The organism is Diaminobutyricimonas sp. LJ205 (genome assembly GCF_009755725.1).
Lineage (GTDB): Bacteria > Actinomycetota > Actinomycetes > Actinomycetales > Microbacteriaceae > Ruicaihuangia.
The window spans coordinates 68,380-93,272 of the sequence record NZ_CP046619.1 but is presented as its reverse complement, the minus strand read 5'-3'; the positions used below and the strand labels follow the sequence as shown (position 1 = coordinate 93,272).

23 protein-coding genes are annotated in these 24,893 nt (G+C 65.5%); 15 read left to right on the top strand and 8 right to left on the bottom strand.

Features of this window, described 5'->3' with window-relative positions; translation table 11 throughout:
- The first annotated feature begins 7 nt into the window (after positions 1 to 7).
- The 8 genes from GO591_RS00460 to GO591_RS00425 all read left to right on the top strand — a co-directional run bounded on the left by GO591_RS00460 (position 8) and on the right by GO591_RS00425 (position 9,860).
- Complete coding sequence (locus tag GO591_RS00460) at positions 8 to 892, top strand: ABC transporter permease (RefSeq protein WP_157155009.1); 885 nt, start codon at positions 8 to 10, stop codon at positions 890 to 892.
- An 11-nt stretch (positions 893 to 903) separates the two neighbouring features.
- Complete coding sequence (locus tag GO591_RS00455) at positions 904 to 1,770, top strand: ABC transporter ATP-binding protein (RefSeq protein ID WP_157157701.1); 867 nt, start codon at positions 904 to 906, stop codon at positions 1,768 to 1,770.
- Between the two features lie 16 nt (positions 1,771 to 1,786).
- Positions 1,787 to 2,704 carry an ABC transporter ATP-binding protein gene (locus GO591_RS00450; RefSeq protein WP_167137363.1) on the top strand — a complete coding sequence of 306 codons (918 nt, stop codon included), beginning with the start codon at positions 1,787 to 1,789 and terminating at the stop codon, positions 2,702 to 2,704.
- A 42-nt stretch (positions 2,705 to 2,746) separates the two neighbouring features.
- Complete coding sequence (locus tag GO591_RS00445; protein ID WP_157155007.1) at positions 2,747 to 4,048, top strand: amidohydrolase family protein; 1,302 nt, start codon at positions 2,747 to 2,749, stop codon at positions 4,046 to 4,048.
- A 10-nt stretch (positions 4,049 to 4,058) separates the two neighbouring features.
- Entirely contained in the window at positions 4,059 to 4,850 is a 792-nt protein-coding gene (locus GO591_RS00440) for an alpha/beta hydrolase family protein (RefSeq protein WP_157155006.1), read from the top strand.
- Positions 4,850 to 6,250, top strand: coding sequence for an amidase (locus GO591_RS00435; RefSeq protein WP_157155005.1), 1,401 nt, complete (start codon positions 4,850 to 4,852; stop codon positions 6,248 to 6,250). Before GO591_RS00440 ends, GO591_RS00435 begins: the two co-directional genes overlap by 1 nt.
- Before the next feature lie 159 nt (positions 6,251 to 6,409).
- Positions 6,410 to 8,020: an ABC transporter substrate-binding protein gene (locus GO591_RS00430; RefSeq protein ID WP_157155004.1), complete on the top strand. Its 1,611-nt coding sequence runs from the start codon at positions 6,410 to 6,412 to the stop codon at positions 8,018 to 8,020.
- Positions 8,021 to 8,135: 115 nt separating this feature from the next.
- Positions 8,136 to 9,860 (top strand): amidohydrolase, encoded by a 1,725-nt coding sequence (locus GO591_RS00425; RefSeq protein ID WP_157155003.1) that lies wholly within the window; start codon positions 8,136 to 8,138, stop codon positions 9,858 to 9,860.
- Between the two features lie 105 nt (positions 9,861 to 9,965).
- Here GO591_RS00425 and GO591_RS00420 read toward each other — a convergent pair whose 3' ends face one another.
- Entirely contained in the window at positions 9,966 to 10,862 is an 897-nt protein-coding gene (locus GO591_RS00420) for a DNA-3-methyladenine glycosylase family protein (RefSeq protein ID WP_157155002.1), read from the bottom strand.
- Between the two features lie 81 nt (positions 10,863 to 10,943).
- Here GO591_RS00420 and trhO point away from each other — a divergent pair, with 81 nt between their 5' ends.
- From trhO to GO591_RS00385, 7 genes are all read left to right on the top strand, one after another.
- Positions 10,944 to 11,831: an oxygen-dependent tRNA uridine(34) hydroxylase TrhO gene (gene trhO / locus GO591_RS00415; protein WP_157155001.1), complete on the top strand. Its 888-nt coding sequence runs from the start codon at positions 10,944 to 10,946 to the stop codon at positions 11,829 to 11,831.
- Between the two features lie 216 nt (positions 11,832 to 12,047).
- Positions 12,048 to 13,076, top strand: coding sequence for a 6-phosphofructokinase (locus GO591_RS00410; protein WP_157155000.1), 1,029 nt, complete (start codon positions 12,048 to 12,050; stop codon positions 13,074 to 13,076).
- Between the two features lie 131 nt (positions 13,077 to 13,207).
- Positions 13,208 to 13,618: an aspartate 1-decarboxylase gene (gene panD / locus GO591_RS00405; protein ID WP_157157700.1), complete on the top strand. Its 411-nt coding sequence runs from the start codon at positions 13,208 to 13,210 to the stop codon at positions 13,616 to 13,618.
- A 392-nt stretch (positions 13,619 to 14,010) separates the two neighbouring features.
- Positions 14,011 to 15,732 (top strand): dihydroxyacetone kinase family protein, encoded by a 1,722-nt coding sequence (locus GO591_RS00400; protein ID WP_157154999.1) that lies wholly within the window; start codon positions 14,011 to 14,013, stop codon positions 15,730 to 15,732.
- Positions 15,733 to 15,776: 44 nt separating this feature from the next.
- Positions 15,777 to 16,235 (top strand): ribose-5-phosphate isomerase, encoded by a 459-nt coding sequence (locus tag GO591_RS00395; protein WP_157154998.1) that lies wholly within the window; start codon positions 15,777 to 15,779, stop codon positions 16,233 to 16,235.
- Positions 16,232 to 17,032 carry a triose-phosphate isomerase family protein gene (locus GO591_RS00390; RefSeq protein WP_255446913.1) on the top strand — a complete coding sequence of 267 codons (801 nt, stop codon included), beginning with the start codon at positions 16,232 to 16,234 and terminating at the stop codon, positions 17,030 to 17,032. Before GO591_RS00395 ends, GO591_RS00390 begins: the two co-directional genes overlap by 4 nt.
- Positions 17,033 to 17,057: 25 nt before the next feature.
- A complete protein-coding gene (locus GO591_RS00385; protein ID WP_157154997.1) occupies positions 17,058 to 17,768 on the top strand; it encodes a GntR family transcriptional regulator in 711 nt (236 codons plus the stop codon).
- Between the two features lie 119 nt (positions 17,769 to 17,887).
- Here the strand turns inward: GO591_RS00385 and GO591_RS00380 are convergent, their stop codons facing one another.
- The 7 genes from GO591_RS00380 to GO591_RS00350 all read right to left on the bottom strand — a co-directional run bounded on the left by GO591_RS00380 (position 17,888) and on the right by GO591_RS00350 (position 24,798).
- Positions 17,888 to 19,258, bottom strand: a complete 1,371-nt coding sequence (locus GO591_RS00380; protein ID WP_232466217.1) for an MFS transporter — start codon at positions 19,256 to 19,258, stop codon at positions 17,888 to 17,890.
- Positions 19,259 to 19,433: 175 nt separating this feature from the next.
- Positions 19,434 to 20,201 carry an SDR family NAD(P)-dependent oxidoreductase gene (locus tag GO591_RS00375; protein WP_157154996.1) on the bottom strand — a complete coding sequence of 256 codons (768 nt, stop codon included), beginning with the start codon at positions 20,199 to 20,201 and terminating at the stop codon, positions 19,434 to 19,436.
- A 15-nt stretch (positions 20,202 to 20,216) separates the two neighbouring features.
- Positions 20,217 to 21,179, bottom strand: coding sequence for a 3-hydroxyacyl-CoA dehydrogenase family protein (locus tag GO591_RS00370; protein ID WP_157154995.1), 963 nt, complete (start codon positions 21,177 to 21,179; stop codon positions 20,217 to 20,219).
- Positions 21,180 to 21,195: 16 nt separating this feature from the next.
- On the bottom strand, positions 21,196 to 22,041 hold the full coding sequence (locus GO591_RS00365; RefSeq protein ID WP_232466216.1) for a sugar phosphate isomerase/epimerase family protein: 846 nt from the start codon (positions 22,039 to 22,041) through the stop codon (positions 21,196 to 21,198).
- Positions 22,042 to 22,264: 223 nt separating this feature from the next.
- Positions 22,265 to 23,227, bottom strand: a complete 963-nt coding sequence (locus GO591_RS00360; RefSeq protein WP_157154993.1) for an aldo/keto reductase — start codon at positions 23,225 to 23,227, stop codon at positions 22,265 to 22,267.
- 6 nt (positions 23,228 to 23,233) lie between these two features.
- A complete protein-coding gene (locus GO591_RS00355) occupies positions 23,234 to 24,085 on the bottom strand; it encodes an NAD(P)-dependent oxidoreductase (RefSeq protein WP_157154992.1) in 852 nt (283 codons plus the stop codon).
- Complete coding sequence (locus GO591_RS00350) at positions 24,082 to 24,798, bottom strand: FadR/GntR family transcriptional regulator (protein ID WP_157154991.1); 717 nt, start codon at positions 24,796 to 24,798, stop codon at positions 24,082 to 24,084. Before GO591_RS00350 ends, GO591_RS00355 begins: the two co-directional genes overlap by 4 nt.
- Positions 24,799 to 24,893 lie beyond the last annotated feature (95 nt).

Sequence of the window (24,893 nt, the reverse complement as noted above, 5' to 3'; positions counted from 1 at the left end):
TAGGGACATGAGTACGGGACTGATCTCACTGCACAGCATCCCCGGAGAAAGGGGGCCGCGACGCGACACCCTTCTGAGAAAGATGCTTGGGCGTCCGAGCGTCATCTTCTTCGCCGCGATTCTAGGGATCATCACGATCCTTTGTGTTCTCGCGCCCCTGATCGCACCAAATCCGAACTCGGCCGCGTTCGACGTGCACCTCACACCGAACATGAACCACATCATGGGGACGGACAACCTCGGCCGCGACCTCTTCGCCCGAATGCTCTACGGCGGGCGAATTTCGCTGCTCGTTGGATTCACGGTCGCCGTCATCTGCCTCACGATCGGGATTTTCGCCGGCGGACTCGCGGGCTACTTCGGTGGGTTCGCAGACACGGTGCTGACCAAGATCACCGAGTTCTTCCAGGTCATCCCTGGACTCATTCTTGCGCTAGCCGCCACGGCGATCCTGGGCACGAACGTCGGACTCATCATCATCATCCTGAGCCTCACGATGTGGCCGCAGGTCGCGCGCGTCATGCGCGCCGAGGCGATGAAGATCTCCGAACTGGGCTATATCGAATCCGCGAGAGCGGCCGGGTTCGGATCCTTCAGGATTTTCTGGTCGGACGTCATTCCCAACGCACTGCCGCCCGTGCTCGTCGCCACGACGATGACGGTGGGCCGGGCCATCCTGATCGAATCCGCGCTCTCCTTCCTCGGACTCGGTGACGCCAACCACCCGAGCTGGGGCGCCCTGTTGCACTCAGCCCAGCAGTTCATGCAGGTCGCGTGGTGGGTGGCCGTCTTCCCGGGTGCCGCGATCTTCGTGGTCGTCTTAGCAGCCAACATGCTCGGCGATTACCTCAACGACGCCCTCAACCCGGCGCTGAGCCGCGTGAAGTCTTAAGGGAGCACTCGATGACATCGATAGTCGAAGCGTCCGGCATCCGGGACGCCCAGTCCCAGGAGAACGCACCGCTGCTCGAAGTCAGCAACCTCGCGGTTCGCCTCCCTACCGGTGAGCGCGACAGCGTGCAGGCAGTGAGAGACGTGTCGCTGACCATTCACCCGGGCGAGCGAGTCGGCATCGTGGGCGAGTCCGGATCGGGCAAGTCGATCACGGGCCGCGCTATAGCGGGACTGCTTCCCCAGTCGAAAAGGGTCCTCGTCGAAGGGTCGATCCGCTACCGCGGGAAAGAAATGGTCGGCGCGAGCCGTAGCGCCGTGCAGGATCTTCGCCGGTCGAGGATATCGATGATCTTCCAGGACCCGCTGAGCTTCCTCAACCCGACCATGCGCATCGAGAGGCAGGTTGACGAAGCGTTGCCCGTGAGCGTCAAGCAGGGTGAACGCGGTCACCTCATCGATCAGTACCTCGAGCTCGCCGGGCTCAACAACGTGAGCGAACTTCGACGGCGCTACCCGTTTGAACTCAGCGGTGGCATGCGTCAGCGTGTGCTCATCGCAATTGCTCTCGCCAAGAGCCCCGAGCTCATCATCGCGGACGAGCCGACGACGGCGCTCGACGTCACCGTGCAGGCCAAAGTCCTCCAGTCACTGTCAGACGGCGTATCGCGGCTCGGGACGACGCTCATGATGATCACCCATGACCTCGCGGTGGTCTCACAAATGTGCGATCGCGTATACGTGCTCTACCGCGGTGAAGTCGTCGAAAGCGGCGACACTGCGAAAGTCTTCGGAAACCCGCAGCATCCGTACACGGCGGCGCTCATCCGAAGCGTGGTCAGCCTGAGCGATGACACCAACGAGCTCCACTCGAGCTGAGAAAGGTGCGAGACGAATGACAACACAAGACCGCGTTTCGATCGCGATGAACCCCGACGAGCGATGGGCGAACGGCGAAGGCGCCGTCGAACTGCGCGCCGACGATGTGACGAAGGTCTTCGGCACTCGCCGGGGACGGGGTGAGGGCGTCGCCGCAGTGAGCCACGCCGACATCCGTGTGCGTCAGAACGAGTTTGTCGCCATCGTCGGAGAGAGCGGCAGCGGCAAGAGCACGCTTGCCCGCATGCTCCTGGGCCTGATCGAGCCGACCGGCGGAGAAGTGTTCTTCAACGATGTTCCCCTGAGCAAGATCGATCGGAAGAGCCTGAAGCAATTCCGGCGCTCCGTGCAGGCGGTGCTTCAAGACCCCTCGGGTTCACTCAACCCCCGCAAGACCGTCGAGAAGTCGCTCGCCGAGGTCATCCGGCTCCACAAGATCGTGCGTGGCCGCCGAGACACGACCCAGCGAGTCGCGCAGGTGCTGGAGCAAGTGGGACTCGATCCGGCCCTGTACCTTCACCGTTACCCCCACGAGCTCAGCGGAGGCCAGCGGCAGCGTGTGCTCATTGCGCGCGCACTCGTACTCGAGCCCGCGCTCATCGTCGCCGATGAAGCGGTGTCGGCGCTCGACGTCTCGATCAAGGCGGGCATCCTCCAGCTCATGCGGGACCTTCACGAGAGCATGGGCATCGGATACGTCTTCATCACGCACGATCTGCCCGTCGTGAAAAAGGTCGCGAGCTACATCTATGTCATGCGGCACGGCGAGCTCGTCGAGCACGGAACCAAAGACAAGCTCTTCAACTCCCCCGAGCACCCGTACACGCGGGAGCTCCTCGCCGCATCGCCCGAGCTACTCGTGCAGAGTGCGGCGAGTGATCGCGGTGAAGTGACCCAGAGTCACGCGCACCAGTGGAAGACAACGACCGACTGAGGTCGGCAGGCACAGACGAACACCATGCACGAAAGGGAACCAATGAACGGCATCGAGAATAGTCGCGATTATCTGATCAAGGGCGGTCACGTCCTCACCATCGACCCCGCGCTCGGGGACTTCGACGGGGGCGACGTACTCGTCCGCGACGGAAAGATCGTCGAGGTCGGTCAGAACATTCAGGCCGACGTGCCCGTGATCGACGCGAGCGAGCACATCGTGATGCCCGGGTTCATCGACACCCACACCCACATGTGGAACTCGCTTTGGCGCACGGTTCCGCACCCCTACCCCCGGGTGCACAGTCACCTTGGCGCCCACTACCGCCCCGAGGACTCGCATGTCGGGGTGAGGCTTGCCGCATCGGACATGATCAACGGCGGCGTGACGACCGTCCACGCCTGGGAGCACAACTGCCGCACCCCCGAGCACGTCGATGCCGAGTTCGAAGCCCTTCGCGAGGTCGGCATTCGAACCCACTACTCCTACGGCTATCACCACGACTTCAAGCCGGAGCAGATCACTGACTTCGCCGACATCGTGCGCGCACGCAGCCAGTGGGAGAACGAGCTGACCACCGTCGGCTTCGCATCGCGAGTGGCCTACGTGCCACTGGATTTCTGGTTCCCGACCGCGACCGAGGAGGTCCGCCAGCAGGAGTGGGTCGAGGCGCGCCGCCACGGACTGCGCATCACTCACCATGCGGGCACCAACTTCACGACCTACGAGCAGGAAGTGAAGTACGGAGGCGACGACGTGCTGTTCGTGCACGCTTACCAGTGGGGGTACGAGGCGTGGAAGATTCACGCCGACATGGGTACCAAGCTCAGCCTGTCGCCGTACTCCTCGATGGGGTACTCGACTCCCATGCCCTTCAATGCCCTGCGCGACTCCGGCATCGTTGTGAGTCTCTCCTACGACCACCTCAGTGCGCCCGGTTCGGCCGACACCTTCCGGCTCATGCACATGAGCCACCAGCAGGCACGGTTCTCGAAGGAGGTCATCACTCCCCGCGAGCTCGTGGAGTACGCGACGCTCGGAGGAGCCAAGGCCCTCGCGCTCGAGGAGACGACGGGAAGCCTCACGCCCGGCAAGTCGGCGGACATCATCATGGTGGACCTGCGCCAGCTCGGCCTCGCTCCCGTGGTCGACCCGTACCACGCACTCGTGAACTCAGTCCAGCCGTCGCAGGTGGACACTGTCATGGTCGCGGGCAAACTGCTCAAGCGTGATGGCGAACTCCTCCACATCGATGAGAAGGTCGTGCGCGACGACGCGACTCGAACGGTTCAGGAGCTGTTCCGTCGCGCCAAGCTGGACGAGTTCGGCGGACTGACGGAATAGGCCAGCACAGATGACGACAGCGACGCCGCTGCCCATTGCCGTGGACAGCGAGCTCGGCGACCCATTGCCCGATGCCGCCATCTCGTACGACGCTCACGAGGATGCCGTCATCGACGTCTACCTGCCGGCGAATGTTGATGTGGGCGCCGAGCTCGACCTCGTCATCTACATTCACGGCGGTTACTGGCGGGCGACGGTCAATCGCTCGCGCTCGCGCCGGATCACGCGAACCCTGGCCGACGCGGGGGCAATCGGGATGACGATCGAATACCGCCGAAGCGGGGGGATCGGTCAGTTGGCCGGCGGCTGGCCGACGACCTTCAATGACGTGACGAACGCCATCGCTGCCGCCAAGCGCTATGTGGAGGGGCTCGGACATCGGATCGCCCGCACGATCCTCGTGGGCCACTCCGCGGGCGGCCACCTCGCGCTCTGGCACGGGAGCCGCCACACGGGAATCGATCGCGTCATCGCGCTCGCACCCGTGACTGACGTCTATCGGACCTGGAGCGAAGACCTCGGGCAGGGTGCGGCCGAAGAGTTCCTTGGCGACCCACGCGAGCACCCTGACGCCTACGAGAACGCGGCGCCATGGCTGCCGATGGCGGACGGTGCGGCCGACGTAATCGTGATTCACGGTACCGACGACGACATTGTGCCCGTCGCTCACTCGGAGGACTTCGCTCGCGCGGTTCCCTCCGTCCGGTTGGAGATTGCCGAGAACGTGGGGCACTTCGAGTTCATCGACCCGGACTCCTCGGTGTGGGAGCTCGTCCTCTCTGAGATCGCACGGGAATCCTGATGCTCGACGTCGCCGGCTATTCGCGACTCGGCGTCTTCGACCTCGCCGAACAGGTCCGCAGCGGCGCAGTGACCGGAGCCGAAGTGCGCGCCCTTGCGCTCAAGGCAGCGGACCGGGTCGAGCCGCAGATTCACGCCATCGATGAGGTCTACGAGAATCCAGACGCGAATTACGACGTCGGCGACCGGCCATCCACCACGGGAACCTTGCAGGGTGTGCCGACATTCCGTAAGGACCTCGGCGTGCGCGAACGTGGGCGCAGATACGAGCTGGGCAGCGCCGTAGCCCGCGGAAACGTCTCCGACGTCACCGACGAGTACTGGCTGCGGCTGCGGCTGGCCGGCGCGGTGAGCGTAGGGCGCAGCCGCACGGCCGAACTCGGCGCTCACACAACCGTCGAGCCCGACTCACAGGCGCCCGTTGCAAACCCGTGGAATCCGCATCACTCGTCCGGTGGATCGAGCGGAGGAGCGGCCGCGCTAGTTGCGGCAGGGGTCGTGCCCTTCGCCCACGCCAATGACGCTGGGGGCTCGATTCGGATCCCGGCCGCCTACTGCGGGCTCGTCGGCTTGAAGCCGAGCCGCGGCGCCGTGCCACGTCGCGGTGATGCCCCGACGACCGGCGTCGTCATGGCGGCAGAGTTCGCGCTCACCCGGAGCGTCGACGACGCCATTGGACTGTTCGAGGTGCTCGCGGATCAAATAGTGGAGCCATCCGAGCCCGAGGGCTTGCGCGTCGGCGTCTCGGCCGTACCCTGGCTCGACGCGCCACTGGACGCGGAGATTCGCGACGCGGTGCTACGCACGGCAACGCATCTTGCGGGAGCCGGGCACGCCATCGACGACGTACGCCTGGAGCTCAATACCGACGAGTACCTCCAGGCGACACTCGATCACACTGGCCTCGGGGCGTCGCGCATGTTCACGCAGCTCTCCGGCGAACGCGACCCTTCGCTTCTCCTTGATCGACTGAACAATTACGCGCGGCTCTACGTCTCCCACGGCTTCGGAGTTGATGCAGGTCGAGAACGGGCTGCCGAGGACTATTTCCTGCGCGTGAGGACCCAGATCGAGGAGACGCTCGAGCGCTTCGACCTGCTCGTGACACCGGTGGTCGCGATGCCGGCGCCGAGACTCGGAGAGATTGCCGGCCGTGACGATACCGATGTCGCTGCCTTTCACGCGCGTCGGCATCTTCTCAGCCAGTACACGGCCGTGTTCAACATGAGCGGGTCGCCCGCGATCAGCATCCCGGCCGGACTCGATTCGCGAGGGCTACCACTCGCTGTGCAGGTCGTCGCGCGGCATGGAGACGACGCTCGGCTGCTGAGTGTTGCGCGAGCGGTCGAGCGGATGCTGGGGCGCCTCATCGACGTTCCGCTCGTCCACGCGTCGCTATAGGAGCGCGCCGGATGACAGGCGACGATCACGACCCGGTTTCGATCGGGATAAATGCTTGACCAAGTTGGATCCAATACTTATATTCGGGACAATCAATGCCATTGATCGTTAGAACCCCTTGTATCTCACTATCCGCACAACCATGAAGAGGAAGTCGCCATGCTGAATCGCTCAACGATGAGCCGCAAGCGCAGATTGGGCGCCGCCATCGCGTCGATCGCGCTCGTCGGTTTGCTCGCCGCCTGTTCCGGATCCCCCTCGACCGAGGAGGCTGAAGACGTCACGTTCGTCTTCCCGATCCCCTCGGACCCCATCACGCTGAACCCTGCCCTCTCGACGAGCCCCGAAGTGCAGGTAATGGCCTCGGCGCTCTATGAGCCGCTCGTGCGAATTACGAACGAGTACGAGCTCGTGCCTACGCTCGCTGAGAGCTGGGATGTCAGCGAGGACGGTCTCGAATACACGTTCCACCTTCGCGAAGGTGTCACCTGGCACGACGGAGAAGACTTCACGGCCGATGACGTCAAGTTCAACTTCGAGAACGTCATGGAGCTGCACCCTTCGGGCGGAAACATCAAGCGGGTCCTCGAAAACGTTGAAATCGTGGACGATCACACCGTGAAGGTGCACCTCACGCGCCCATCCGGTCCCTTCATCGAGATTCTCACGGGACAGCGCATGCTCCCCGAGCACATTCTCGCTGGCCAAGACATCCTGACGGCGGACTTCAACTTCGACCCCATCGGCACGGGGCCCTTTATGTTTGAGTCCTACACTTCCGGCCAGGCCGTGGTCGCCGCCAAGTACGATGACTACTGGCGCGAGACCGGTGACGTTGAGAGGGTCTTCTTCCAGATCATCCCCGATGCGAACTCGCGTGGGCTCGTGCTCCAGAGCGGTGAGGTCGACGGCATGTACAGCCCGTTCCTCACGACGACCGCTCTAGTCGACACTCTTGCCGACCCGCTGTGGGTTTGGGAGAACGACCATTCGGGCATGTCGACGGTCGTCAACATGAACTTCAACACCACGGAGAACCCGATCCTCGCCGACGCGGAGGTGCGGAAGGCGCTCTACACGGCGATCGATCGCGCGGGTGTCAGCTCGAAGGCTCTGAGCGGCGTCACGAAGGAGCCTCGCAGCATGATTCCCCTCGGCGTCCAGTGGGCATATGACCCCGCCGTGGACTATCGGAAGCTTTTCCCCTATGACCCGAAGGGCGCCGCGGCCGAACTTGATCGTCTCGGCTACCCGGCGGCGGCCAGTGGCGAGCGTTTCTCTCTCGACCTCGTCGTCATCGCCAACGCGCAGACGGCGATCGCGTCTGCGGAGTACATCAAGTCCAATCTTGAGGAGATCGGTGTGGCCGTGAACCTCGAGGTCCTGGATCCGCCGATCTTCCTTGAGAAGGGCATGGCGAACCGCGAGTTCGACCTGATCATGTGGAACGGGTATTCCTTCCAGGACCCGACGCAGGGCACCGTGCGCTACTACCGCTGCAACCCCGACAACATTCCCAACTCGAACAACTCCGGAATGTGCACACCGGAGCTGGAGGAAGTGCTTCAAAAGGGCGCTGAGGCGAATGGGCGCGAGGCGCGCGCCGAGTTCTACTCGGAGGCGCAGCACCTCGCTGCTGAGGTCCTATTCGCCGCTCCCATCGCGGAGGACCAGGCGCGGACCTTCGTGCGCAACGACCGCTGGGACAACCTCGACGGCTTCCTCGCCCTCGAGGGTCGTGACTGGGCGCCTCTGACCAGCAAGAAGTGATCGGGCGCCCAGCCGGCTCACGCTAGCGATCACGGCGCGGTGGCACCACCAACCTCGGTTGGACGGTGTCGCCGCGTTGTGATCGGTACGCATTCATACCTAGTGAGGAAGAGACATGACAGCGACGTCGGACATCACGGCGAAAGGCTCGACGCTTCTCTATGGCGGGCCGATTCACCCCATGGGCGACGACGAAAGCGTGTACGACGCGGTGCTCGTCGAGAACGGCCGGATCAGCGCGCTCGGGACCGCTGAAGAATTACGCGCCCGCGCCGGCAAGTCAGCGCTCCAAGTCGACCTCGACGGGCGAACCGTCATTCCGGGACTCATCGACACGCATCCGCACGCCCTTCATAACGGCATGCGCGAGGCGAGCCTCATCGACATCTCCGACGCGATCGACCACCGCGACATTGCCGAGCGCATCGCGAAGCATGCTCGCACCATTCCGGCGGGAACGTGGATCATCACGACTCCCATCGGCGAGCACCGCACCTATGTGAAACGAACGTACCGAGACCTCAAGGAACGGCTCATGCCCGACCGGCATGTGCTCGACGCGGCGGCTGGCGAACACCCCGTCATCATCGGCGCCATCGCCCCGCGGGTTCCCAACGTCTGCGCGATGAACTCCATGGCGATGAGGCTTCTGGGACTCAACGATCGCACGCCCGACCGCGTATCGAACGTGTGGGCCGACAAGGATGCTCAGGGCCGCTTGACGGGGATCTTCCGCGGTTCGGTCAACCTCGACTACAACATGGACCCGTACTGGGGCCAGGTCACCTCCAAAATCCCTCGCGCTGGTCTCGAGCCTCAGGAGCGCAATGACGCGGTGATTGCGTCGCTCGCGGCGCTTAACGCGCTCGGCGTCACGACGATCTACGAGCCCCACAACATGACGGTCGGCGAACTCGACCTCTACCGCCAACTGCGCAGCGACGGTGCGCTCACCGTGCGTGTCGCGGGGGCGCTTCAGGACGAGATTCGCGACGTGCTGCGCCAACCGCTGAGCGTCGACGAGTACGTCGACAACCTCGGAAAACTCGCTTCCCACCTTTCGCCGGGCGACGAGTGGCTTCGCTTCGATTCCCTCTCGGCAGGCGTCGGCGGAATGATTTGGATGGGAACCGCCCCCTCGGCGGAGCCCTACCTGGATCCCTTCGGCCAGCCAACGACGGGCATGCGGTTCGTTCCGCTCGACAAGACGCGCGCGTTCGTCGAGTTCTGCGCGGAGAACGGCATTCGGGGCAACCTGCTCGACGGAGGCGGCTTCGATGACGCGGTCTTCCGGGTGCTCGAAGATCCTCGCGTCGCCGCGTCGATCCGCGAGAAGGCATGGGTGATCCAGCACGCGCCCATCGTGTCGCCGCGCAACATGGAGCGCTTTGCCGCGCTCGGTGTGAACGCGACGACATGCGTGGGCTTCACGTGGTCGCACGGAGACATGTATGTCGCGCGAGTCGGCGAGCATCTCCTGCGCGACGCGACCCCACTCGCGAAGTGGGTCGAAGCCGGCGTTCCTATGGCGCTTGGCACCGACTGGGGACCGCACCGCCCGTTCGACCACGTGCAACTGGCCCAGCGCCTCGAACTAGCCGAGTCGGGCCGGGTTCTCGATATGCCCGAGCACCGCTTGAGCAGGCGAGAGGCACTCGCGACGTGGACATCGCGTGGCGCGGAAGTGCTGCAGTGGCCCGACATCGGATCGCTGCGCCCAGGCGCGCATGCGGACCTGGCGATTCTCGACCGGGATCCGTTCGTATGCGAGATTGACGAGATCGGCGCCACAGAAGTGACGACCACCATCGTCGGGGGCACGGTCGTCCACGCGACCTGATCGCCAGGCCTTCTTATGGTTCTGAGCCAGTTCGTCGGGATTGATCCAGCGCGCACCGGCTCAAGCACGACGAAGTGAATCAAACACCGGCCGGCATACAGCTCTTCAGTACCGGCGGTGGTCCTGGATCGCCATGCGGGGACCGAACGAGGGTTTCCGGATGCCGCTGGCCAGCAGTAGCCGCACCACCCGCTGCCGCTGCCCGCGCCAGGGCTCGAGCAGTTCAAGCATGCCGTCGTCGTCGACCGGAGCGCCGACCATCGCCCAGCCGACGAATGCGGCAAGGTGGTAGTCGCCGACGCTGACCGCGTCGGGGTCGGCGTGTGTGCGCTGGGTCACCTCTGCGGCGGTCCAGATGCCGATGCCGGGGATGCTGCGGAGGCGCGTGCCCGCGTCCTCCTTGTCGGCGAGCCGGTCGATCGAGGCGGCGACGGCGGCCGCGCGCATCACCGTGGCGGAGCGTTGCGGGCCGACGCCGGCTTTGTGCCACTCCCACGAGGGGATTCGCTTGAAGCCGGCGGCGGTGGGGATCACGCGCATGCCGAGCGGGGCCGGTCCGGGCGGTTCTTCACCGTGTCTGGCGACCAGCTGGCGCCAGGCGCGCAACGCCTCGACCGCGGTGACCTTCTGCTCGAGGATCGCCGGTACCAGGGCCGCGAAGACTCGGCCAGTGCGGGGCAGCCTGAGTCCGGGCATCCGCCGCCAGGTCTCGGCCAGCAGCGCGTTGTCGCTGACATCGAGGGCCGACCAGTCATCCCCCGCTCCGCACAGGGCGGGCACCGAGTCGAGCGCGCGCTCGGCGCCAGGCCCCCACGCGGTGGCGGCGATCTCGCGTCCGGCGCGCAGGAACAGGGTCGCCGGCCCGTCGGCGGTGCGCAGCGTGAGCCAGGCGTTCTGGCCTTCCCAGCGGAAGGTCGGATCGTAGGTGCCGCGCCCGACCGGGGCGAGTGTTGCTCTGAGGTCGACGCTCTCGCGGGGCGCGTAGGTCGACTCGAGTTGCATGCAGGAAGGCTACGCGCACCCGGTGACCATCGCCCTCATGGGTGCGAGTTCAGAGGGCGCGGGAGCCTAGACTGGACGGCCGTGGCTACCCCGAAGATCCTGCTCTACTACGTCTTCACGCCGCTCGCCGACCCCGAAGCGATCCGGCTCTGGCAGCGCGACCTCTGCGAGTCGCTTGGCCTGAAGGGCCGCATCCTGATCTCGAAGCACGGCATCAACGTCACCGTGGGCGGCGACATCCGCGCGGTTAAGAAGTACGTGCGCAAGACCCGCGACTATGCGCCGTTCAAGGACATCGACTTCAAGTGGAGCGAGGGCGAGGGCGACGACTTCCCCAAACTGGTGGTCAAGGTGCGCGACGAGATCGTCAGCTTCGGCGCTCCCGGCGAGCTCGAGGTCGGCGACTCCGGTGTCGTCGGCGGCGGGCGGCACCTCTCCCCCGACGAGCTGCACGAGCTGGTCGCCGAGAAGGAGGTCATCTTCTTCGACGGCCGCAACGCGTTCGAGGCCGAGATCGGCCGGTTCGAGGGCGCGGTGGTTCCGGATGTCGCCACCACACGCGACTTCGTCGCCGAGCTGGACTCCGGCAAGTACGACCACCTCAAAGACCAGCCGGTGGTGACCTACTGCACCGGCGGCATCCGCTGCGAGGTGCTGTCGTCGCTGATGGTGAACCGCGGCTTCAGCGAGGTGTACCAGTTGGACGGCGGGATCGTCCGCTACGGCGAGCGCTTCGGCGACGCCGGGCTGTGGCAGGGATCGCTGTACGTCTTCGACGGGCGGCAGTCGGTGCAGTTCAGCCCGGATGCCGCTGTCCTCGGCCGCTGTGTCGGCTGCGGTGCGGCCACCCGCCGGATGAGCAACTGTGTCGACCAATCTTGCCGTGAGCAGTTCGTGGTGTGTGAGGACTGTGACGCGGTGGCTTGCGCCGTGCATGCCACCGCCGCGGCATCCGTCGGCTCGGGCTGAGCGTCCGTTCGTCCTCGTGCGTCTGTGCCGGTTCGGTGCATCCGTGCCCGTTCGAGCGGGCACAGTCGTACCGAACGGGCACGGACGGTGCGGCGGCACCCGGAGTCACCGCTCGCACCGAGCCCGCAACCCGCTCGCGATAGGCTCAGCAGCGTAGTTTCCTGACCCCCTGGCGGGCGTAATCGCGCCCGCACACCACCCAGAAGGCAGGCTTAGATGAAGATCGGCATCCTCACGTCCGGCGGCGACGCCCCCGGCCTGAACGCGGTGATCCGCGGCGCCGTGTTGAAGGGCGAGCAACTCCACGGCCAGCAGTTCGTCGGGTTCAAGAACGGCTGGAAAGGCGTTCTTGAAGAAGACATCGTCCCGCTCGGCCGACACGAGGTGCGCGGTATCTCGAAGCAGGGCGGCACGATCCTCAACACGTCGCGCACGAACCCATTCGAAGGCAGCAACGGCGGGCCGGATCGCATCCGCGAAGTGATGGACCGCAACGAGATCGAGTCGATCATCGTGATCGGCGGCGAAGGCACGCTGGCCGCCGCGAAACGGCTGGCGGACGCCGGGCTGCCGATCGTCGGCGTGCCGAAGACCATCGACAATGACATCTCGGCAACCGACTACACGTTCGGCTTCGACACGGCCGTACAGATCGCGACCGACTCGATGGACCGGCTGCGCACCACCGGCGACTCGCACGGCCGATGCATGATCGCCGAGGTGATGGGCAGGCACGTCGGCTGGATCGCCCTGCACTCGGGCATGGCCGCCGGCGCGCACGCCATCCTGATCCCCGAGCAGAAGACCTCGATGGAGCAGATCGTGTCCTGGGTGCGCAGCGCTCACGACCGGGGTCGTGCGCCGCTGATCGTCGTCTCCGAGGGCTTCGAGCTCGACACCATGGATGACCCGCACCACGAGCGCGGCCTCGACGCCTTCGGCCGGCCGCGGCTCGGCGGCATCGGTGAGAAGCTGGCGCCACTGATCGAGGAGGCCACCGGGATCGAGACCCGCGCCACGACGCTCGGTCACATCCAGCGCGGCGGAACCCCGACCTCGTATGACCGCGTGCTCGCCACCCGGCTGGGGATGGCGGTGCTCGACCTGGCCCTCGAGAAGCAGTGGGGCAAAATGGTCGCGCTGCGCGGCACCGAGATCATCGCGGTCGGCTTCGAGGCGGCGCTCGGCAAGCTGAAGACCGTGCCGCAGGACCGCTACGACGAGGCGCGCATCCTCTTCGGCTGAGCCTCCCGGCTGACCCATCCGGTGTTTGAGCCAGTCTGTCGCGTCTGAGCCACCTCGCCGTGGCTCAGACGCGACGTACTGGCTCAGTAATCGGACCGAGGATGTCTCGACCCGAGTATCGTGGACGAGTCATGCTGCTCACCATGCTGAAGTCCAAGATCCACCGCGCGACGGTGACCCACGCCGACCTCCACTACGTCGGCTCGGTGACCGTGGACAGCGACCTGCTCGAGGCATCCGGCATCCTGCCCGGCGAACAGGTGGCGATCGTCGATGTCACGAACGGCGCCCGGCTGGAGACTTACACCATCGCCGGTGAGCCCGGCAGCGGCGTGCTCGGCATCAATGGCGCGGCGGCGCATCGGGTGCATCCGGGCGACACCGTCATCCTGATCGCCTACGCACAGATGACCCCCGAAGAGGCCCGCGAGTTCCAGCCTTCGATCGTGCACGTCGACGCGGACAACCGCATCGTGCACCTGGGCACGGATGCCGCGGACCCGACCGGCACCCCTGGTACTCGTCCGGCCTACGCGCTCTAAGTTCCGCGCCGACAAGCGCTAGCTGGCTCTTGCCGGCCGACTCTGCCGCTAGCTGGCTCCGCGGAAGCCGGCTCTGCGCCGGCGGTTCTGCGCCGGCCGGTTCTGCGCCCATTCGTTCGCGCAGCCTCCGCACTTCCCGCCTGCGCTCGTTCTCCCCGCGCAGCCCACTGGCGCTAGCGAATTGACCTTCCGCGGGTGAAGTTTCGCTAGCGGCAGGCCGATTCTGTAGCGCCACTCTCACGTCGACGACGTCACGGACGCCGGCGCCCACCCGTGTGTCGCTCGGCCTGTCCCCGCAAGGCCCGTCTCGCCCGGTGTGACACCTCGTCCAATTTCCAATATCCTATAGGAGATCGGTATTTTGACGAGCTCAAGGACGAGGTGTTAGCGGAATGACTCGACTATGGAATGACCCGGCGGCGTTCGCCGATGAGATGATCGACGGCTTTGTCCGCGCCAACGGACGTTGGGTCCGTCGAGTGTCGGGAGGCGTCTCGCGGGTGAACCGGTCGGTCGAGCCCGAGGTGGCGCTCGTCATCGGCGGCGGGTCGGGCCACTATCCGGCCTTCGGTGGCCTGGTGGGTCCTGGGCTCGCGCATGGCGCAGCGATGGGCAACCTGTTCGCGTCGCCGTCGGCAAACCAGGTCGAGTCGGTCGCCCGGGCAAGCGAGAACGGCAAGGGCGTGCTGCTGAGCTACGGCAATTACGCCGGCGATGTCCTGCACTTCACTGCCGCGCAGGACGCCCTCCGCGCGGACGGAATCGACTGCCGCTCGGTCGCAGTCACCGACGACATCTTCAGCGCCCAGCCGCACGAGAAGCACAAGCGTCGCGGCATCGCCGGCGACCTGACCGTGTTCAAGGTGGCCGGCGCTGCCGCGGCATCCGGCTATGACCTCGACGGCGTGGAACGGGCGGCGATTCTGGCCAACGAGCGCACTCGGTCCATGGGTGTCGCGTTCACCGGGTGCACCTTGCCCGGTGCCGACGAGCCGCTGTTCTCGGTCCCCGAGGGCCGGATGGCGATCGGCCTCGGCATCCACGGCGAGCCCGGTATCGATGAAACCGACATTCCGACTGCTGACGGTCTCGCCGAGTTGTTCGTCGAGCGACTGCTCGTGGAAGCCGAGGTCCCGCAAGGGGTCACCCTCGATGGTGCTCGCGTCGTTCCGATTCTCAACGGCCTCGGGTCGGTCAAGAACGAGGAGCTCTACGTCGTCTTCGCGAAGGTCGCCGAGCTCCTCGAGGCCGCGGGCGTCACCCTCGTCGACCCCCAGGTCGGCGAGTTCTGCACGAGCTTCGACATGGCCGGCGCCTCCCTCACCCTGCTGTGGCTCGACGACGAACTCGAGACGCTCTGGGGCGCGCCGGCAGACACTCCGGCGTTCCGGACCGGATCGGTCAGCGCGCAGGCTCTCGAAATCGTCGCGGCTGCCGAAGAGGATGTCGCCGCCGCACTCCCCGAGGCGTCGAACGAGTCCCGCGTGGCTGCGGAGCGCCTCGCCGCAGCACTGGCCGCAACACGCCAGGTGATCGACGAGAACGCCGATGAGCTCGGGCGCATGGACGCGATCGCCGGCGATGGCGATCACGGCATCGGCATGAAGCGCGGCGCCCGCGCAGCCGCTGAGACCGCCACGGCTGTGCTCGAGCAAGGCGCCGGAGCCCAGACTCTGCTGCTGCACGCGGGCCACGCCTGGTCCGATCGTGCGGGTGGCACGTCGGGCGCGCTGTGGGGCGTCATCCTTCGCACGATCGGTGCTCACCTCAGTGACACGGATGCCGCTTCCTCGACGGCGATCGCGAGTGGCGTCTCCGCCGCCGCGCAGGCCGTCATGGACTACGGGAAGGCCAGCGTCGGCGACAAGACCCTCGTCGACGCGCTCGTGCCGTTCGCTGACACCCTTGCCGAGCAGGTACAGCTGGGCAAGCCGCTCGCGGACTCCTGGCGTGCCGCCGCCGCCGCCGCAACGGAAGCCGCGCAGGCGACCGCGGGCATGATGCCCGGCCTCGGTCGCGCCCGGAACCACGGCGAGAAGTCCCTGGGTGTGCCCGACCCCGGTGCCGTCTCCCTGGCGCTCATCGCCGAACGGGTCCACGGCACTCTCAGCTAGCACGCCCCGCAGAAGCACGCCCACCAGCACAGAAGGAGCACGGGATGAACACATGGCGAATCGTCATCGGGTCGGATGACGCCGGTTTCGACTACAAGGAGATCCTCAAGAAGGATCTGGCACAGAACGACCTGGTGGCATCCGTCACCGACGTCGGAGTTGGCGCGAATGGAACCGAGAACTACCCGAGCATCGCCACCGCGGCTGCGGAGATGGTCGCCCGCGGCGAGGCCGACCGGGCCATCCTGATCTGCGGCACCGGTCTCGGCGTCGCAATCGCTGCGAACAAGGTCAAGGGCATTCGGGCGGTCACCGCACACGACAGCTACTCGGTCGAGCGCTCCATCCTGTCCAACAACGCGCAGGTCCTCTGCATGGGGCAGCGCGTGATCGGCATCGAGTCCGCCCGTCGCAACGTTCGCGAGTGGCTCACCTACGAGTTCGACGAGACCAGCTCCTCGCAGGAGAAGGTCCAGGAAATCTGCAGCTACGAGGGCGTGTGACCGTGACGGTCCGCGAGGCCGACGGTTACATCATCGGCGTGAGCCTGAAGATGTACTTCAGCCACGCCCGAACGTTGGAGTGGTGCCGCGCGGTGGAGGACATCGCGCGCACCCACCCTGCGATCGCTCAAGGCACGGCTGAGCTGTTCGTGGTGCCCAGCTACCTGTCGGTTCCCGCAGCCCGGGAGATCCTCGGTGATCTGGCGCTGGTCGGAGCCCAGGATCTGGCCACCGAGGATGTCGGTGCCTACACCGGTGAGGTGAGCGGCGCCCAGATCGCGGAACTCGGATGCCGAGTCGTCGAAGTCGGCCATGCCGAGCGGCGCCGCCTGTTCGGCGAGACCGAGCAGACGGTGCGCGCCAAGACGGATGCCGCATTGCGCAACTCCCTCGCGCCGGTCCTGTGCATCGGTGAGGCAGTGCAGGGCACCCCGTCGGACGCCGCTGCCGAATGCATCCGGCAGCTCGATGACGCACTCGCGCTGGCCCGCGAACGGGGCCACCTCGGCAGGGTGATCGTCGCGTACGAACCGTACTGGGCGATCGGAGCCGAGGAGCCGGCCTCGCCGGCGTACATCAGTGCGGTGTGCACCGACCTGCGGGAACACGTGCGCGCGCTCACCGACTTCCCGAACTCCGCTGTCATCTACGGAGGCAGCGCGGGTCCTGGGCTCCTCACCGAGATCGGCGACTCGGTGGATGGACTCTTTCTCGGCCGGTTCGCCCATGACCCGGCGGCGGTTTCCAGCATCCTCGATGAGGCGCACGAGCTGAATCGTGCCGATCACCGCGGCTGATACGATCTGAGGCTCGGAGGTATAGATGCCTGAAACCGTCTACCCGTTAATCGACGGTCTCGCGCTGGAACGGCGAGGTCTGCGAGATCGTGTCTACGATCTCGTGTTGGAAATGCTCATGAGTTCCAACCTCGAACCCGGATCACGCCTGTCGATCGACATGATCGCGCGCAACCTCAACGTGTCCCCCACGCCCGTGCGCGAGGCGCTGGTTCAGCTGGAGCGCACCGGCCTGGTCACGCGAGAAGCCCACAAGGGTTACCGCGTCGCCCCACCGATCGCCGATGATCAACTCGAGGCGCTGTTCGATACGCGGATGATCCTCGAGGTCGGCGCCACCGAGCTGGCCGCCCGTGACGCGCAGACTCTGGTTCCCCTGCTGGAGGATTCGCTCGAGCAGCACCGCCGTGTGGCGGCCCAGGTGCAGGCGGGAGTCGCGGATGGACCGGTCTCCGTTCAGTTGCTGACCGAGTATTTCGCGGTGGACTGGGCTTTCCACCACCTCATTTTCGAGAGCACGCACAATCCGTTTCTTCTCGACATGTCCGAGACGATCTCCACCCGTGTTCACCGGATGCGGCAGACGGTGCTCAGCGGAGTCACCGATGCCGATCACGCGGTCGCCGAACACACCGCAATCGTCGAGGCATTCACGATGGGCCCTGAAGCCGCTGCGGCCGCCATGCGTACGCACATCGAGATGGTGCGCGGACGATCCAGGAGCATTTCGCACTGAGCACGCCGCGGAACTGAGGACGTTCTCGGACCGCGCGCCTGATCAGCTGCAACGAAGAAAGCCGGGTCGGATCCTTTCGGATCCGGCCCGGCTTTCGTTTCGTCAGTCGCCTCTGGCGATCAACGCTCTGCGGGAGTTTCGAGCAGTTCGTCCGCCTTGGAGGTCTTGAACCACTTCGTTCCGAGGAACATTGCCGCAGCGAGGAACGCGAACACGCCAAGCGATACGACACCCCACACGCCGCTCTCGGTTGGGACGGCCTCGTTCACGCCGGTGCGCATGATCGGCGCGACGAATCCACCGAGGTTACCGAGCGAGTTGATCAGACCGATACCGGCTGCAGCCGCGGTTCCGGTGAGGAACGCCGTCGGGTACGACCAGGTGATCGGGCCGACCGCGAGGAAGCTGCCGACGGCAAGGGTGATGAACAGGATGCCGAGCAGCGGCTGGTCGTTCGCACCGGCCCAACCCGAGCCGAGGATGAACAGTCCGGTGAAGATGTAGAACATCGTTCCCCAGGTGCGGCGGCGCAGGATGGTGTTCGCGTTCTTGCCCACGTAGTAGCAGGTGATCAGACCCACCAGCCACGGAATCGCCGAGATCAGCCCTACCTGCCAGCCGATGTCCTGGCCGATCAGCGCCGAGACCTGCTGCGGGAGGTAGAAGGTGGTCCCGTAGACGGCGATCTGCAGGCAGAAGTAGATGACGGTGAAGTACCACACCTTCCAGTTCGTCATCGCGCGCCAGGTGCCCGTCGGCCCCTCCGAGGACCTCGCCTCGTCCTCCTTGGCCATGGCAGAGGTCAGTGCCAGCTTCTCGTCGTTGTTGAGCCACTTCGCCTGTTGCGGGCTGTTGGTGAGCAGGAAGACTGCGGCAATACCCGCAATCACCGCCATGATTCCCTCGACGAAGAACATGACCTGCCAGCCGTGCCAAGGCGTGAGTGTGTCACCGAAGCTGATGAGCCCACCGCTGAGCGGGGCACCGAGCATCTGCGAGAGCGGCTGCGCCAGGTAGAAGATGGCGATCATCTGGACGCGCACCTTGTTCGGGAACCACTCCGACAGGAACATGATGACGCCCGGGAACAGACCGGCCTCGGTCACACCCAGAAGGAAGCGGAGAACGATGAACATGGTGTCGTTCGTGGTGAACGCGAACAGCGACGCGACGATACCCCAGGTGATCGCGATGCGTGCGAGCCAGAACCGCGCCCCGAACTTCTTCAGCAGGAGGTTGCTGGGAATCTCGAAGATCGCGTAGCCGATGAAGAAGATGCCGGCGCCCAGCGCGAACGCTCCCGCGGAGATGCCGCGGTCAACCTGCAGTGCTTCCTGGGCGAAGCCGACGTTGGTTCGGTCGAGGAATCCGACGAAGTACAGGATGCACAGCATCGGCATCAGGTGCCTGGCAGCCTTCGAGATGGCCGATTTCAGGGTTGGGTTATTCAGCACGTCGACGGTGCCGACATTGGTGGATGTCGAAGACAAACCGCTCTCCTTTGAGGGATGAGATGAATGGGTGGAAAGAATTGCGTTAGGGCAGCTGCTGTCAGCTGAGGACGGACGGGGCAATCATGAAGACCCCGACGCCGACGAGAATGATCCCGAGGGCGAGAAAGAGGATGCGTCCCTTGGACCAGGGGCTTGACATACCAGTCGCCTCCTAATGCATGTAGAGGCCGCCGTCAACGTTCAGGGTCTGCCCCGTCACGAATCCGGCGTCCTCGCTGAGGAGGTAGGCGATCGCAGCGGCGATGTCGCGCGGGGTCCCGATACGAGGAAGCACCCCATCGGCGGCCATCTGCGTCTTGCGCTCTTCGGTGAGGGTGCCACCCATGATGTCGGTGTCGATCGGCCCGGGCGAGATCACGTTCACGGTGATTCCCTGGTGGCCGAGTTCACGCGCAACACTCCGTGAGAACCCGATGACGCCGGCCTTCGCCGCGGAGTAGACGGTCTTGCTGAACGTGCCGCCGCCACGCTGGGCGGAAACCGAGGACAGGCTCACGACGCGGCCGACACCGTTCTTCACCATCGACTCCACCGCCCGACGAGTGGCGTAGTGGACACCGTTCATGTTGATGTCCATCACGCGGTTCCACTCCTCGGCAGTGACCTCGAGGTAGGGAACGGGGGAGGACACACCGGCCAAGTTCACCAGGCCGACGATCTGCGGAAGCTCCGCCTCCAGCTTGTCGAAGGCGGCACGAACCTGGGCCTCGTCACCGACGTTGGCCCCGGCACCCGCGGCCTTGACCCCGTGCTGGGCGGCGATCTCGGCTGCCACGGCCTGTGCGGCCTCGGCGTCCAGGTCGATGATTCCGATGTTCCAGCCGTGTTCGGCGAGATAGTGGGCGGACGCCCGTCCGATGCCCCGCGGCGATGCGGCGCCCGTCAGGACAACGGTGCGCGTTTCAGGAAATGCAGTCATGTTGGTACTCCAGTCTCAATTCGCGGGGTGGATCGGCGCGGGGCCAAGCTCGTCCATGAGCTTCTTGATGGCCACGTACGCCTTGTTCCGGTAGGCGACCAGCTCCGCGGTGCGGTCGGCGGGAACGTCCAGGTAGCCGGCGCCGGATTTGGTGCCGAACTTGCCGGCATCAACCAGCGCCTGCAACGACTCGGGCGTGGCGAACCGCTCGGGCCAGCGGGTCTGCAGCGATGCGTAGCAGAACGCGTAAACATCCAGGCCGGCCATGTCGGCGATCGCGAAGGGGCCGAACACGGGCAGGCGGAACCCGAAGGTCGTGCGCACGATGGTGTCGATGTCCTCAGGCGTCGCAATGCCCTCGTCGACGATCTGCGTCGCCTCGTGGAAGAGCGCGTACTGCAGGCGGTTGAGCACGAACCCGGTCGAGTCCTGGACCCGCGCGGTTTCCTTGCCGGTCGCCGCGACGATCTCCTCGACGACCACGACGGCCGCGTCATCGGTGGCGGCGTGCGGAATCAACTCGACGCCCGGGATGAACGGGGCCGGGTTCGAGAAGTGCACGCCGAGGAATCGCTCCGGGCCGGTGACGGCCTCCGCCAGCGAGCCGATCAGGATGGTCGAGGTGTTCGAGCCGATGATGGCGTCGGCGCGCGCCGCCGCGCTGATCCGGCGAAGGGTCTCGTGCTTGATCTCGATTTTCTCGGGCACGGCCTCTTCGATGAAGTCGGCGTCCGCCACTGCCTCTTCGATGGATGCCGCGGGCGACAGATTCGCCTCGAGTCGTTCGACGGCGTCGGCCGGGAACAATCCATCGGCGACGAACTGCCTGGCCTCTTCGATGAGGCGGTTGTAGTTCGTGACGGCGATCTCTTCGGAGATGTCGGCGATGCGAACCGTGGCGCCAGAGAGGGCGAACACCTGAGCGATACCGCCACCCATGTATCCCGAGCCGACGACGGCGATCTTACGTTGTGTCATTGTTCTTCCTTCTCTCTCAGGCGCGAGGCAGCAGCGTGCGGATGTACTTCTGGTTCGTGGCGCACATGCCGAGGCTGTCTCCGCCGTAGTGTTCAGTCATGATGATTCCTCTGTAACCGAGGGCCATCGCATCGCGGAACACTTCGCGATAGTTGATCAAGCCGGCTTCCATGGTCGAGGGCACCGAGGTGGCCCAGCTCTTGTCGGCAGACTCATCACGGGTGTAGTTCTTCACGTGCCAGTAGTTGGCGTACGGCAGGGTCTTGGCGAACAGTTCACGCCAGTCCTCGACCGGGCGGTGCAGACGGATCAGGTTGGCGACATCCGGGTTCAGGCCAACATTGTCGAGCCCGACCTCCTCAACGAAGCGGACTGCGCTGTCGGCGGTACCGAGGTACGTGTCTTCGTACAGTTCGAGCGAGAGCGGAAGCCCGACGTCGGCTGCGTGCTTTCCGAGCTCGCGAATCCGCGAGACTGCGGCGTTCCAGACATCCTTGTCGTCCGGGTCCTTGGGCCCTTCGGCGGTCCAGAACCAGAGCGCCTTCTTCTGCGCGTCACTGAACGGCTGGTGCAGTCCGGTGGAGAACACCTGCATGCCCCACTCTGCCGCCGCGTCGATCGTGCGGTGCGCGTAAGCGAGGTTGCGCTCTTCGTGACCCGGCATGATGACGCTCTGCCGCTGCAGGTGCACCGAGGGCACGCTGACGCCGCGCGAGGCCGCGATGGCCAGGAACTCGTCGCGGCGCGCCGGCTCGAGATCGGCCGGGCGGATGTGGCTGTCGGCCAGCTCGATCATCGAGAAGCCCACCGCCTCGACCTGGGCCAGCATGTCATCCCAGACCTCGGCGGGCGCGTCGTGCATCGCCAAACCGTTTCGATCGACTGAGGGGAAGCCATGCAGACAGGTGGCGATGGGCCACGTCTCGGCTGTGTATGCGTTCTGTTCGGTCGGCATGCGTACTGCTCCGTTGCACTCGAGATTTCAGCGTGATGTTCACCGCTTGGTCAAGAATCCTATAGGAAAGATAATCTTGCCGCTAACCAGGGCGCGAAAGGACCAGCGATGAACAGAGGAATCCTGCGCCCTAGCGGTTGTAGGCGGGCATCGGCCCGCGGAGTTCCGCACCGACCTCGTCGGCTGCAGCCGACACGTCGGCGGGCAACGGCCCCCGCAGGAGCGCGGAGATGTTCTCTTCCACATGCGTCACACGGGATCCCCCGATGAGCACCCCCTGCACCGCGGGACGGCCGATGGTCCACCGCAGGGCCAGCTCGGGTAGTGGCATCCCGGCGTCGTCCGCGACCTGCGCGAGGGTTGTCACCGCTGAGAAGAATCGCTCGTTCCAGTACCGCGCGCGATACTCCTTGGCGTTACGCGCATCCCCAAAGCGTCCCTGCGCGGCATCGGTCGTCGCGTGATAGCGACCAGTCAGCAGCCCACCCGCGAGCGGGTTGTAGATGACCGTCGGCAATCCGGTGGTGACTGCGTACTCCTGATACTCCTCTTCCAGTCGGCGCGCGACCGCGTTGTAGAGCTGCTGGCTCACCGCAACCGGGGGTGCACCCACCTCAGCGGCCACCGATCTCACCGCCGCGATCTGCCACGCTGCATGGTTCGAGATACCCAGCTGGCGCACCTTTCCCTCGCTCGCGAGCGCCGCGACCTCGTCCAACGTCTCCGTGATGGGCGTGGAGCGATCAGGCTTGTGCAGGTAGAGCACGTCGACGTGATCGCGTCCGAGCCGCCGCAGGCTCGCCTCGACCGATCGCCGCACCTTCTCTCGCGAGAGAAGGCGGTCTTCGCCAACACTCGACTGCGGCTGGCCGACCTTCGTCGCGACGATGACATCGTCCCTGGCCCCGAGGATGCCGCCCAGCATCTCCTCGCTCGCCCCGTCGCTGTAACTGTTCGCGGTGTCAAACCACCGCACGCCCTTCTCGAGCGCCGCGTCGACGATCTCGGCTGCTGTCGCCCGGTCGACGGTGTCGCCGAACGTCATGGTGCCCAGGACGATGGGCGGAACCTGAAACTGTAATCCTGTCTGCATGGTTCGTCAGGCCTGGTAGGTCTCGATGACCCGGCTGTCGTCGCGCAGGCCCAACCCGGCAGCCTCGGCGGCGAGGTAGCGCTCCTGCGCGGCCTTCAACAGCGGCACGTCAGCGTTCACCGCGGCAGCCGCCGAACTCACGAGCCCGCTGTCCTTGACGAAGATGTTGATAGTGCTCATGACCGGCGCATCGGTGCCGAGGAGCATGCGCGGCCCCCGGTCGGAGAGCATCCACGACCCGGCCGCGCCTGGTCCGACCAGGTCCAGGACTGCTGCCTCATCGAGGCCGAGGGACCGTGCGAGACTCAGCGCCTCGGCCGCGGCGACGATGTGCACTGAAGCGAGGTGCTGGTTCACGACCTTGATGCTCTGCCCGTCGCCGAGTCGCGTCCCGACGATCCGAACCGTGCCGAGCACGGACAGCACGGGCGAAACTTCGGCGATCAGGTCCGGGTCGCCGGACGCGAAGATCACCAGATCACCGATCGACGCGCGCGCCACGCCCCCGGTGACCGGTCCGTCCACGATCGTCGCGCCTGCCGCTTGGAGGCGCTTCGACTGCGCGACGAGCGCTTCGGGACCGACGGTTGACATGATCACCCAGGTCTGGCCAGCGACGCTGTCCGCCGCCTGGGTGATGAGCACCTCGAGCTGGTCGGGCGTCGCCACCATCGCAATCGCGAGGTCTGCTGCCCCGGCATCCGAAATCGAGGCCACCGCCGTGATGCCCTCGGATTCCGCACGGTCCCGCGCTGCCGGAATCGGATCGACCCCGGTGACGTCGTGTCCGGCTCGAGCGAGCTGGATCGCCATCGGCAATCCGATCGCTCCGAGTCCAACGAAATTGATGGCAGTCATGACAGGTCTCCAGGAGTCGCGGTGTTTGTGGTGAGCAGTTCGTAATCGACAAAGTGCTTGCGCATGGCGGCGGTCGCGCGTTCCGGGTCGCGACTCGCGAGCGCGTCGACGACTTCCTGGTGCACCGTGTCGGTGACGATCGGGCCATCCGATTTCTTCGGATCGGCGCGCATTGCCAGGGCACGGCGCGATCGCACATGCTCACGCAGAACCGGGCTGAGTCCCTCATTGAGCATGGTGAGGATGGGGTTGTCGACGATCTCGTACAGCCGGTTATGAAAGGCGAGGTCGGCATCGAGTGCGGCATCGTCGTTGCCCGCGCTGGATTCCCTCACGATGTCGGTCGCGAACCTGCGGAGGTCGTCGAGATCCGCGTCGGCGACTCGCCTCGCTGCCTCGCCCGCGATGGCTCCCTCGATCAACTCGCGCGCCCGCGTGACCTCGTCGTCACTCAGGTAACCCAGGCGACGCATCAGCGAGAAGGACGTCCGGATGAACGAGGCGTCGGATGCTTCGATGGAGCTGCCGTGGCCCTGCCGGCGGTGCAACACGCCGAGGTTCTCGAGCATCGCCAGGTGTTCGCGCAAGGTCGCGCGACTGACGTCGAGGGCGGCGCACAAGTCGCGCTCAGGGGGCAACCGGCGAACCCCAGCCTCATCGGGAGTCGTGAGCCGGATGAGGTGTTCAACGAAATCCTCGAAGTTGTTGTTCATGCCGCTCCACCCGACCCCGGCGCCTCGGTGCCCCGCGTGGTCAATCCGGAGTCGACCCTAGGACGCCCTCGTCAGGTATGTCAACATTGGTCAGA